Raw genomic sequence first — 12,328 nt, forward strand, 5'->3', positions numbered from 1 at the left:
CATTATACGGGAGTTTTACTATGTCTCACACTATCGACCTGACGCTGGATGGCCTCTCCTGCGGCCACTGCGTCAAACGCGTAAAAGAAAGCCTTGAACAGCGCCCCGATGTTGAAAGCGCTGAAGTCACTATCGACCATGCCGCCGTTACCGGCAGCGCCAGCGCGGATGCGCTGATCGATACCATCAGGCAGGCCGGCTATGGGGCGGAGCTGAGCCACCCAAAGGCTAAACCGCTGGCAGAGTCATCATCCCCGTCGGAAGCACTGACAGCGGCCACTCCTGAGCTTCCGGCAGCTGATGATATTGATGACAGCCAACAGCTGCTGATCAACGGCATGAGCTGCGCCAGCTGCGTCTCCCGGGTACAAAACGCCCTGCAGGCGGTACCGGGCGTCGCCCAGGCACGGGTCAACCTCGCGGAGCGCACTGCGCTGGTGATGGGCAGCGCCTCCGCAGCAGATTTAGTACAGGCCGTTGAAAAAGCGGGCTACGGCGCGGAGGCCATCGAAGATGATGCCGAACGCCGCGAGCGCCAGCAGGAAACGGCGATTGCCACCATGAAGCGCTTCCGCTGGCAGGCGATTGTCGCCCTGCTGGTGGGTATTCCGGTGATGGTGTGGGGGATGCTCGGCGACAACATGATGGTCACCGACGACAACCGCACGCTGTGGCTGGTCATCGGTCTCATTACCCTGGGCGTGATGGTCTTCGCGGGCGGTCATTTCTATACCAGCGCCTGGAAGAGCCTGAAAAACCGCACCGCGACGATGGATACGCTGGTTGCGCTCGGCACGGGTGCCGCGTGGCTCTACTCCATGAGCGTGAACGTCTGGCCCCAGTGGTTCCCGATGGAAGCGCGGCATCTTTATTATGAAGCCAGCGCGATGATTATCGGTCTGATTAACTTAGGCCATATGCTGGAAGCCCGCGCCCGTCAGCGCTCCTCGAAAGCGCTGGAAAGGTTGCTCGATTTAACCCCGCTAACCGCGCGCGTGGTCACGGACGACGGGGAAAAGAGCGTCCCGCTGGCCGAGGTTCAGCCCGGCATGACGCTGCGTCTGACCACGGGCGATCGCGTTCCCGTTGACGGTAAGATAACGCAGGGCGAAGCCTGGCTGGATGAAGCGATGCTGACCGGCGAGCCCATCCCCCAGCAGAAATCAGACGGTGACGCCGTTCATGCCGGTACGGTGGTACAGGACGGCAGCGTGCTGTTCACCGCCAGCGCCGTCGGCAGCCACACCACGCTGTCGCGCATTATTCGCATGGTGCGCCAGGCGCAGAGCAGTAAGCCGGAGATTGGCCAGCTTGCCGACAGGATCTCTGCCATTTTTGTGCCGGTGGTGGTCGGTATTGCCCTGTTGAGCGCGGTGATCTGGTATTTCTTCGGCCCGGCGCCGCAGATTGTGTATACCCTGGTGATTGCCACCACGGTGCTGATCATCGCCTGTCCTTGCGCCCTTGGCCTGGCGACACCGATGTCGATTATCTCCGGCGTAGGCCGCGCCGCCGAGTTTGGCGTGCTGGTGCGGGATGCAGATGCGCTGCAGCGGGCCAGCACCCTGGACACGCTGGTGTTTGATAAAACCGGCACGCTGACCGAAGGCAAACCGCAGGTAGTGGCCGTCACGACCGCAGGCATTGCCGAAGCGGACGCGCTGCGGCTTGCCGCGGCGCTGGAGCAAGGCTCCAGCCATCCGCTGGCGCGCGCCATCCTTGATAAAGCGAATGCATCTGCCCTGCCGCAGGTCAGCAACTTCCGTACCCTGCGCGGGCTGGGCGTCAGCGGTGAAGCCGAAGGCCACGCGCTGCTGCTGGGCAACCAGGCATTGCTTAATGACAACGGTATTGATACCTCCGCGCTGGAGAGTGAACTGAAAGCGCAGGCGTCTCAGGGTGCCACGCCGGTTCTGCTTGCGGTCGATGGCCAGGCCGCCGCGCTGCTGGCCGTGCGCGATCCGCTTCGTCAGGATAGCGTGGACGCCTTGCAGCGACTGCATCGCGCGGGCTACCGTCTGGTCATGCTGACCGGAGATAACCCAACAACGGCAAACGCCATCGCCCGGGAGGCCGGTATTGACGAGGTGATTGCAGGCGTACTGCCGGATGGCAAAGCGGACGCCATTAAAAACCTGCAGCGTCAGGGCCGTCAGGTGGCGATGGTCGGCGACGGCATCAACGATGCCCCGGCGCTGGCCCAGGCGGACGTGGGAATTGCCATGGGGGGTGGGAGCGACGTGGCCATTGAAACCGCCGCCATTACGCTGATGCGCCATAGCCTGATGGGCGTTGCCGACGCGCTGGCCATTTCAAAAGCCACGTTGCGCAACATGAAGCAGAACCTGCTGGGGGCGTTTATCTATAACACCCTCGGTATCCCGATTGCGGCCGGCATTTTATGGCCGCTGACCGGCACGCTGCTAAACCCGGTGGTCGCAGGTGCGGCGATGGCGCTCTCCTCCATCACCGTGGTGAGCAACGCCAACCGGCTGCTGCGCTTTAAACCGAAGGATTGAACCTTGTACTCGTACGCGCTAGCATGACCCTTTCCATTCATGGAGCGCGTATGGGTCTGTTTAATCGTATAAAAACATCGTTTCGCGCCCTCTTTCCTCGCCGTTACGCCTGGCCGGGTCTGGATATCTCTCTCCCTGGCGGGCAGCACCTGCACCTGGTAGGCAGCATTCATATGGGTACGCAGGATATGTCTCCCCTGCCGCCCGGCCTGATCAAGCTGCTGAAACATGCGGACGCGCTGGTTGTTGAGGCGGACATCTCCGGCCATGAGTCGCCGTTCGCTGGCCTGGAGAGCGATCTCACGCTCGCGGAACGTCTGGATGAAACCCAGCTTGCGGAGCTGACGCGCGTGGCGGATGAAACGGGCGTCTCGCTTTCCATGATTGACACCCTGCCGCTGTGGCAAATTGCGATGGTGCTGCAGGCCACGCAGGCGCAGCGTCTGGGTCTGCGCGGTGATTACGGCATTGATTACCAGCTGCTGAATGTGGCCAGGGCGCGCAGTCTGCCCATCATCGAACTGGAAGGGACCGACAGCCAGATTGCGCTCCTGCGACAGCTTCCCGACGACGGCCGTATGCTGCTGGATGATACGCTGACCCACTGGCACACCAACGCGCGACTGCTGCAAACCATGATTGGCTGGTGGCTGGACGCGCCACCTGCGGAGGGTAAGCTGACCTTACCGTCGACCTTCAGTGAATCGTTATACGATGTGCTGATGAATGCGCGCAACCAGGCCTGGCGACAGACGCTGCATGCGCTACCTGCGGGGCATTATGTGGTGGCGGTCGGGGCGTTACATTTATACGGAGAAGGGAATTTGCCGTCGCTGCTGAAATAAAAAAATGGCCAATATTTCTATTGGCCCGTCAAAGAGGAATTTCATCGTTTTTATTATGCCGAAGGAGACCTTCGGTTGAGCCGATTGTCGCTCAAAGTGACCATCACTGCCAATACTATTGCGCAAGATGGTGCTATTTTTTAGACAAACGTCAGGCGTATGCTGGTGGCATGATTTGTCTGTCGTAAGAAGGATAGCTATGACTCCCGCCGTTAAACTACTCGAAAAAAACAACATTTCTTTCCGGATCCACACTTACGATCACGATCCGAATGAAACCAACTTTGGTGATGAAGTGGTGCGCAAGCTGGGCCTGAACGCGGACCAGGTGTATAAAACGCTGCTGGTTGCGGTGAATGGCGACATGAAGCACCTCGCCGTCGCGGTTACGCCGGTGGCGGGACAGCTGGATCTGAAGAAAGTCGCCAAAGCCCTGGGGGCGAAGAAGGTGGATATGGCCGACCCGATGGTTGCACAACGCACCACGGGCTACCTGGTGGGTGGGATCAGCCCGCTCGGGCAGAAAAAACGTTTGCCGACGCTGATTGATGCCCCTTCACAGGAATTTGACACCATCTTTATATCCGGAGGCAAACGCGGGCTGGATATTGAGCTGGCCGCGGGCGATCTGGCGAAAATGCTGGACGCGAAGTTTGCGGATATTGCGCGCCGGGATTGAGAAATTTGCCGGGTGGCGGCTTCGAGGTAAAAGCAAAACGGTAACAGGCGTTACCGTTTTTTGTGTTCGCGCCCTCTCCCGGTGGGAGAGGGTTGGGGTGAGGGCATCAGGCCGCACAACACTACTGCCAGCTCACCTCACCTTTCGGCTCATACGCATTCACGTCAATCGGTGAATTCTGCTCGATGAACTGCTTCAGCACTTCCGCATCAATAAAGCCGGTATTCACGTAGCCCGGTTTATTATCAATATGCGGATAACCGTCGCCGCCAGTGGCGTTAAAACTCAGAGTCGCCAGACGGTAGGTTTTGCCAGGATCGACCGGTTCACCTTTAATCTTAAGATCGTTAAGCTTGCCGTCTTTCGCCACAAAGCTGACGTTGGCAAACTGCGGATAGGCCCCGGAATCCGGTTTCATCTGCGCCACAGCGGTCAGATAGTCAATGACCTCTTTCCCGCTCATATCGGCATAGACCACCACGTTACCGAACGGCTGCACCTTCAGGACGTCTTTATAGGTGATGTTGCCGCCTTCGATAGAGTCACGAATGCCGCCGCCGCTCATCACGCCGAAGTCAGCGCCGGTACGCGCCATTTGCGCCGCCAGTACCAGGTGACCCATGTTGGTCTGCACGAAGCGAACTTTACTGCGGTCCCCTTCCAGACGCCCGTTCAGCGTGCCGATTTTCACATCCAGCTGTGCCTTACCTTTGTTCTGGAACGGCGTCAGCAGGGAGAGCATTTGCTGGTTTTCGGCGATCTCTGGCGTGTATAGTACGCGCTCACTTTTCCCGTCCGGGTAGGTGACCTTTTTCTTCAGGTTGACCGGAATGAGCTGATAATGCACCAGCTTCATCTCACCGTTACGGAACTCGAAGTCCGCCCGGCCCACGTATTTGCCCCACTCGTGCGCCTGCACAATCCAGATACCGTTCTGACGGTCTGGCGCGCACGGCGTACCCGGCACGTAATCCACCTGCTTTTTGTTCTCCGAGGCCATACACACCGGATCTTGTGAGTGACCACCCACAATCATCGCCAGTGAGCCCGCAGGCAGGCTGCGCGCCATCTCCACGTCACCCGGTGCGTTAGAGCCGTGCTCACCATTGTCGTAGTGCCCCATGTGGGTGGTGGCGATAATCACGTCCGGCTTTTCGTTTTGCTGCAGCTCCTGAATCACCAGCTTCGCTTCGTCCGCCGGTTTGCGGAATTCGATATCGGTAAAGAACTCAGGGTTGCCAATTTTCGCCGTATCGTCGGTGGTTAAACCAATGACCGCGATCTTCAGATCCTGACGCTTAAACAGCGCCCAGGGCTTGAACAGGCGTTCTCCGGTACTTTTCTGGTAAATATTGGCGGAAAGGAAGGGGAATTTGGCCCATTTTTCCTGCTGACGCAGCACGCTCAGCGGATTATCAAACTCATGGTTACCGACGGCCATCGCGTCGTAGCCAATCAGGTTCATACCGCGGAAATCGGGCTCGGCATCCTGTAAATCGGATTCCGGCACGCCGGTATTGATATCGCCTCCTGACAGTAACAGCACGCTGCCGCCCTGGGCTGCCACCTCTTTACGAATGCCGTCCACCAGCGTTTTTTGTGCCGACAGGCCATATTCGCCGTATTCACTGCGCCAGAAATGACCGTGGTGATCGTTGGTATGCAGAATGGTGATTTTATAGGTTTTGTCTTTTTCATACGCCTGCGCGGGCAGGCTTACCAGACCCCAGGCGGCAATCAGCGCCAGCGCGACGCCCCGCTTCATTAACTTCATCTTCTCTCTCCCTGACCAATAGACAAAGGCAGAAATTACAGTGACTAATAAGAATAGACAAATAAGTTTTCAGAATTGCGACTTTCTTCAAAGGTCCCGGGCGGGTATGTTAGTCGGATAATAATTACACCCTGCATCGCTAATAACTCAAGACGTGGTAATTCTCTCTATGGCAATCAGTGAATCAACCCAGCCCGTTCCGGGCGCACCGGCGTCGCGCACCTCCTTTAAAGTATTAGGCGCAATCAGTCTCTCGCATCTGCTCAACGACATGATCCAGTCGTTGATTCTGGCCATTTATCCGCTGCTGCAGTCCGAGTTCTCCCTCACCTTCGTGCAGATCGGGATGATCACCCTGACCTTCCAGCTGGCTTCCTCACTGCTGCAGCCGGTGGTGGGCTACTGGACGGATAAATACCCAATGCCGTGGTCGCTGCCGATCGGCATGTGCTTTACCTTAAGCGGACTGGTGCTGCTGGCCATGGCCGGAAGCTTTGAAGCCGTGCTGATTGCAGCCGCGCTGGTGGGTACCGGCTCGTCCGTTTTCCATCCAGAGTCCTCGCGCGTGGCGCGTATGGCCTCCGGGGGGCGTCACGGTCTGGCGCAGTCTCTCTTTCAGGTGGGCGGCAACTTTGGTAGCTCCCTCGGCCCGCTGCTGGCCGCGGTGATTATTGCCCCTTACGGTAAAGGCAATGTGGCCTGGTTCGTCCTGGCCGCACTGCTGGCGATTATTGTGCTGGCGCAGATCAGCCGCTGGTATGCCGCTCAGCATCGGGTGAATAAAGGAAAACCTAAAGCGAAGGTTATCAATCCCCTTCCTCGCAATAAGGTTATCCTGGCGGTGGCCGTCCTGCTGGTGCTGATTTTCTCGAAATACTTCTATATGGCGAGTATCAGCAGCTATTACACATTTTATCTGATGCAAAAATTCGGATTATCGGTACAAAACGCGCAGATCCATCTTTTTGCCTTCCTGTTCGCCGTCGCCGCCGGCACGGTCATTGGCGGGCCTGTAGGGGATAAGGTTGGGCGTAAATATGTTATTTGGGGCTCTATCCTCGGTGTAGCGCCCTTTACCCTCATTTTGCCGTACGCCAGCCTTGAATGGACGGGGATTTTAACCGTGATTATTGGTTTTATCCTCGCTTCCGCGTTTTCCGCCATTCTGGTCTATGCCCAGGAGCTGCTGCCAGGACGTATCGGTATGGTTTCCGGACTCTTTTTCGGTTTCGCCTTCGGTATGGGAGGCCTTGGCGCGGCGGTATTGGGGATGGTTGCGGATCACACCAGCATCTTCCTGGTTTATAAAATCTGCGCTTTCCTGCCACTTCTTGGGATGTTGACCATATTCCTGCCTGATAACCGCCACAAAGCGTAAATAAAGGGTAGCCAAAGTTTGTCTTTGGCTGCCTTCCCTCCTGATGCCATAAGGGTTTCCTCTACTTCCCCTCACTGAATTTATCAAAATGCGCTTTTTTTGGTGCTTATTGCTGTTTTATTCAAACTTCAATAATTATTCATAAACATAAGGGTAAAAATTGTCATAAACTATTACTCGGTTTTTGGTTTTTCACCAAAAAGGATCACCCACAACGAAAGGAGACGGAATGCACCACGCCACACCGCTTATCACCACCATTGTTGGTGGACTTGTGCTCGCTTTTATCCTCGGCATGATTGCCAATAAACTGCGTATTTCTCCTCTTGTCGGCTATCTGTTAGCGGGCGTCCTGGCCGGGCCGTTTACGCCAGGGTTCGTGGCGGATACCAAACTGGCCCCTGAGCTGGCGGAATTGGGCGTGATTCTGCTGATGTTTGGCGTCGGTCTGCATTTCTCCCTGAAGGATTTGATGGCGGTAAAGTCGATTGCCATACCGGGAGCGATCGCCCAGATAGGGGTAGCGACGCTGCTGGGGATGGCACTTTCGGCTGTGCTGGGCTGGTCGTTGATGACCGGCATCGTATTTGGGCTGTGTCTCTCGACCGCCAGTACCGTGGTGCTGCTACGTGCGCTTGAAGAGAGACAGCTGATAGACAGCCAGCGTGGGCAAATCGCGATAGGCTGGCTGATTGTTGAAGACCTGGTGATGGTCCTGACGCTGGTGCTGCTGCCTGCCGTGGCTGGCATGATGGAAAAAGACAATATCGGCTTCGCGTCACTGGCGCTGGATATGAGTATCACCATCGGAAAAGTGGTGGCGTTTATCGCCATCATGATGCTGGTGGGCCGCCGTCTGGTCCCGTGGATCATGTCCCGCAGCGCGGCAACCGGCTCACGCGAGCTGTTTACCCTCTCCGTGCTGGCGCTGGCGCTGGGCATCGCTTTTGGTGCCGTTGAGCTGTTTGACGTCTCCTTTGCCCTGGGCGCCTTCTTCGCCGGGATGGTGCTGAACGAATCCGAGCTGAGCCACCGCGCGGCGCACGATACCCTGCCGCTGCGCGACGCCTTCGCCGTGCTGTTCTTCGTCTCCGTCGGGATGTTGTTTGACCCGCTTATTCTGATCCAGCAGCCGCTGGCCGTGCTGGGCACGCTGGCGATCATTATCTTTGGTAAGTCCCTCGCCGCCTTCTTCCTGGTGCGGATGTTTGGCCACTCGCCGCGTACGGCACTGACCATCGCCGCCAGCCTGGCGCAGATTGGTGAGTTCGCCTTTATTCTCGCCGGTCTGGGCATGGCCCTGAATCTGCTGCCGCAGGCCGGGCAGAACCTGGTGCTGGCGGGTGCCATCCTGTCGATTATGCTGAACCCGGTGCTGTTTGCCCTGCTGGAAAAATACCTCGATAAAACCGAAACCCTGGAAGAGCAGACTCTTGAAGAGGCCATCGAAGAAGAGAAGCAGATCCCGGTGGATATTTGCAACCACGCCCTGCTGGTTGGCTTTGGCCGCGTGGGAAGCCTGCTTGGCGAGAAGCTGATGGCGCAGGGTATTCCGCTGGTGGTGATTGAAACCTCGCGTACCCGCGTCGACGAGCTGCGCGAGCGCGGCATTCGGGCGGTGCTGGGCAATGCGGCGAACGAAGAGATCATGAACCTGGCGCATCTGGACTGCGCCCGCTGGCTGCTGCTGACCATACCCAACGGCTATGAAGCGGGCGAGATTGTGGCTTCTGCGCGCGAGAAGTGCCCCAATATCGAGATTATCGCCCGGGCGCATTATGACGACGAGGTGGAATATATCACCGAGCGCGGCGCGAATAAGGTGGTGATGGGCGAACGCGAGATTGCGAATACGATGCTGACGCTGCTGGAGAAACCGCCGGTTGAAGAAGGGGTGACGGGTTAAGTGTTGTGCGGCCTGATGCCCTCACCCTGACCCTCTCCCACAGGGAGAGGGAACAAACATCAAAAACGGCAACCTGGGTTGCCGTTTTGCTTTTACCTGTCCCAGTACGCCTCTTCGAGGCTGTCTTCCCGTTCCGGCAGGCCGCGCGTTAAGCGCGGCGAGTGCTGGTTTAGCACCTGATAACTGACGCGGTTCGCGTATTTACACACCTGCGCCAGCGACGAGTAGGTCAGCCAGTTGAACTTATGTTTGCTGGAATTGGGTACGTTGGTTTTGTGGTAAGCATTGGCGGTAATGTCATGCAGCAGTGCCGCCAGCGCGCCGTCGCCCGCGCCGTTGGTGTTCATGATCTTCTCCGGTCCGCCCATATAGGGCGCGATATGAGAGTAGATCCGCAGTGGGTTAATGCAATCTTTGTAACGCATGCCGCGGCTGAACTCATACTGGTTAAACTCGGCAATCGCCCCCGGCAGCAGCGGATGCTGGGTTTTGCGTTTACTCTCTTCTTCCGTGAAGCCCGCCATATACAACCCGACAGGACCGGCGGTGCAGAGCACCAGGTCCACCCAGTCCAGCGCTTTATCAGATGCCAGCAGCGGATCGCTTTCACCGGTCAGCGCTTCGGCCTCTTCTTCGTTCATCGCCAGAATCGAAACGTGCTCTTTCAGGAATGCCTGCCACCACTCCGGGTTATCGGCAATCACGAATTTGGTGCCCAGCGTTAACACCACCGGCACATCATACTTTTTGGCGTACTCAATGGCTTTCATGGTGGCTTCCGGCATCGGCTCTCCCGGCTTGCAGCGCACCAGATAGGAGGTCAGTACCAGCGCCGACGCGCCCGCGATCACCTCTTCAGGAATGCTTTCCGCGCGCAGCTTATTCATGTGGCCCGGGCTGATGGCAAAGGTACGTTCACCGGATTCGCCGATCAGCGTAAAGCAGCGGCCAATCGGCCCGTCAACGCCCTGGAGATAGTTCAGATCGGTACGGCTGGAGGTGTTGCACAGATAACGGTAGGCGTAGCCACCGATTTCGATATTGCTGCACATGACGCCGAGCAGGACAGAGCGGTCGTCAGCCAGCACGGAGTAATTGTGCATAGTATTACCGATGGTGCCACCGGCAAACTGATGGGTAATCAGGTTTTCGCGCACCAGCTCCTGGTACAGCGCTTCGGCCACGTCATCTTCAATCACCAGCGAGTGACCGGCGCTCAGACCGTAACGGGCGACAAACTCATCATCCACTTTCGCTTCAATGTCCACCAGCGTCTGGTCGATACCGACGACCCAGGCCGCGCTGGTTTCATTTTCAGGCTGGATTTGCTGCAGGAGCGGATCGCGGGCATCGACGGGAAAGTAGTGTTTGGATTTGCGTTTACCGGGAAATTTCATGGTCTGAACTGTACGAAGAATATGGGCCGGGAATGGTAGCACAAACCCGGCCCGGAGTGCGATCAGCGGCTGTTCGTCACCAGCGAGACCATCATGTCGATATGTTCTGGCGAATCGTTAAGCGCCGGAATGTACTCGTACTTTTCACCGCCAGCCTCAAGGAAAAATTCCCGGTTTTGCACCGCGATCTCCTCCAGCGTTTCCAGGCAGTCAGCCGAGAAGCCCGGCGACATCACCTGAACATGCTTCACGCCCTTCTCACCGAGCATTTTGAGGGTTTCATCGGTGTATGGTGTCAACCACGGCTCACGGCCGAAGCGCGACTGGAAGGTCATCATCACCTTCTCCGGCGGCAGGCCAAGGGCGGAGACCAGCTCGCGGGTGGTATCGCGGCAGCGCTGCGGGTAATCATCCCCTTCGTTGGCGAAACGCTGCGGGATGCCGTGATAGGAGAGCAGCAGCAGATCCGGCTCGCCGTGTTTTTCAAACGACGCGCGCGCGCTGTTGGCAAGCGCCTTGATGTACAGCTCGTTATCCGCATAGTCGCGAATAAAGGTCACGCCCGGAATGCGGCGGCGGGTCGCCAGAATGCGGGCCAGCTCGTCCCAGACGGCGGCCACCGTCGAGCAGGAGTACTGCGGGTAGAGCGCCAGCACCACGATATGGTCCACGCCCTGCGCCAGCAGTGAATCCACCGCGCTTTCCAGGGACGGTTTGCCGTAGCTCATGCCGAGCGCGACGGGCATCTCCGGCAGGCGGGCGGCCAGCGCTTTTTCCTGGCGACGGCTGTAAACCATCAGCGGCGAGCCCTCTTCCATCCACACGGACTGATAGAGTTTGGCGACGCGCGGAGAACGGATCGGCAGAATGACGCCACGCAGCAGCGGCCACCACAGCAGTCGCGGAAAATCCACGACGCGCGTGTCGCTTAAAAATTGTCGCAGGTAGCGTTTTACCGCGTCTGATGTAGGTGCTTCTGGAGTACCCAGATTGGCAAGCAGGATGCCGGTTTTCGCCTGACTCATTCACGCCTCTTAACCATTTGAATGGTTGTCAATTGTAGCGGAAATGCGTTTAAACGAAACCCATTGCTGTAATAGGTAAGATGAGAATTTTTCTCACCCGGTGGCCCGGGTGAGAGATATGCGATTAGCCGAGGATTTTTTCCAGCTCAGCACGCACGTCAGCCACGGCTTTGGTGCCGTCAACTTTCGCGTATTTGGTGTTACCCGCCTGCGCTTCTTTGGTGTAGTAGCCGATCAGCGGCGCAGTCATCTGATGGTATTCCACCAGGCGCTTACGCACGGTCTCTTCCTGATCGTCTTTACGGGTGGTCAGCTCTTCGCCGGTCACGTCGTCTTTGCCTTCAACCTTAGGTGGGTTGAATTTGATGTGGTAAACGCGGCCAGACGCAGCGTGTACGCGACGGCCAACGATACGGTCAACAATCAGCTCGTCCGGTACGTCGAACTCCAGAACGTAGTCCACGTTGATGCCCGCTTCTTTCATGGCGTCAGCCTGAGGAATGGTGCGTGGGAAACCGTCCAGCAGGAAACCGTTGCGGCAGTCTTCCTGAGCAATGCGCTCTTTGACCAGAGCGATAACCAGCTCGTCAGTCACCAGCTTGCCTGCGTCCATGATGTCTTTAGCTTGTTTACCCAGCTCGGAGCCAGATTTTACAGCGGCGCGCAGCATATCACCGGTGGAGATTTGCGGAATACCGTATTTCTCCATGATGAACTGAGCCTGAGTTCCTTTACCCGCGCCCGGAGCGCCAAGCAGAATAATACGCATTGCGAAAATCCCCTCAAAAGTCGATTCAATTTTTCA

Annotated in this window: 9 protein-coding genes; 5 read left to right on the forward strand and 4 right to left on the reverse strand. The window is 57.4% G+C overall.

Annotated elements, in window-relative coordinates:
- Positions 1–20: 20 nt before the first annotated feature.
- From copA to ybaK, 3 genes are all read left to right on the forward strand, one after another.
- The gene (gene copA / locus C5687_RS00315) at positions 21–2,519 is read left to right on the forward strand and encodes a copper-exporting P-type ATPase CopA (protein WP_104556210.1); all 2,499 of its coding nucleotides are present in this window, start codon (positions 21–23) and stop codon (positions 2,517–2,519) included.
- A 50-nt stretch (positions 2,520–2,569) separates the two neighbouring features.
- Positions 2,570–3,364 carry a TraB/GumN family protein gene (locus tag C5687_RS00320; RefSeq protein ID WP_059386535.1) on the forward strand — a complete coding sequence of 265 codons (795 nt, stop codon included), beginning with the start codon at positions 2,570–2,572 and terminating at the stop codon, positions 3,362–3,364.
- Positions 3,365–3,563: 199 nt separating this feature from the next.
- Complete coding sequence (gene ybaK, locus C5687_RS00325) at positions 3,564–4,043, forward strand: Cys-tRNA(Pro)/Cys-tRNA(Cys) deacylase YbaK (RefSeq protein WP_023343509.1); 480 nt, start codon at positions 3,564–3,566, stop codon at positions 4,041–4,043.
- 121 nt (positions 4,044–4,164) lie between these two features.
- Here ybaK and ushA read toward each other — a convergent pair whose 3' ends face one another.
- Positions 4,165–5,817 carry a bifunctional UDP-sugar hydrolase/5'-nucleotidase UshA gene (ushA, locus tag C5687_RS00330; RefSeq protein ID WP_045286620.1) on the reverse strand — a complete coding sequence of 551 codons (1,653 nt, stop codon included), beginning with the start codon at positions 5,815–5,817 and terminating at the stop codon, positions 4,165–4,167.
- A 169-nt stretch (positions 5,818–5,986) separates the two neighbouring features.
- Here ushA and C5687_RS00335 point away from each other — a divergent pair, with 169 nt between their 5' ends.
- Together C5687_RS00335 and ybaL are read left to right on the forward strand one after the other, a co-directional pair.
- Positions 5,987–7,195, forward strand: a complete 1,209-nt coding sequence (locus C5687_RS00335) for an MFS transporter (RefSeq protein ID WP_104556211.1) — start codon at positions 5,987–5,989, stop codon at positions 7,193–7,195.
- 229 nt (positions 7,196–7,424) lie between these two features.
- Positions 7,425–9,101 carry a YbaL family putative K(+) efflux transporter gene (gene ybaL, locus C5687_RS00340; protein WP_094918574.1) on the forward strand — a complete coding sequence of 559 codons (1,677 nt, stop codon included), beginning with the start codon at positions 7,425–7,427 and terminating at the stop codon, positions 9,099–9,101.
- A gap of 92 nt (positions 9,102–9,193) precedes the next feature.
- Here the strand turns inward: ybaL and C5687_RS00345 are convergent, their stop codons facing one another.
- The 3 genes from C5687_RS00345 to adk form a co-directional block, all read right to left on the reverse strand.
- On the reverse strand, positions 9,194–10,498 hold the full coding sequence (locus tag C5687_RS00345) for an inosine/guanosine kinase (RefSeq protein ID WP_025756143.1): 1,305 nt from the start codon (positions 10,496–10,498) through the stop codon (positions 9,194–9,196).
- 62 nt (positions 10,499–10,560) lie between these two features.
- On the reverse strand, positions 10,561–11,523 hold the full coding sequence (gene hemH, locus C5687_RS00350; protein WP_025756144.1) for a ferrochelatase: 963 nt from the start codon (positions 11,521–11,523) through the stop codon (positions 10,561–10,563).
- Positions 11,524–11,647: 124 nt separating this feature from the next.
- The gene (gene adk, locus C5687_RS00355; RefSeq protein WP_006809841.1) at positions 11,648–12,292 is read right to left on the reverse strand and encodes an adenylate kinase; all 645 of its coding nucleotides are present in this window, start codon (positions 12,290–12,292) and stop codon (positions 11,648–11,650) included.
- Positions 12,293–12,328: the final 36 nt, after the last annotated feature.

It is taken from the genome of Enterobacter sichuanensis (assembly GCF_002939185.1).
In the GTDB taxonomy this organism is placed as follows: domain Bacteria; phylum Pseudomonadota; class Gammaproteobacteria; order Enterobacterales; family Enterobacteriaceae; genus Enterobacter; species Enterobacter sichuanensis.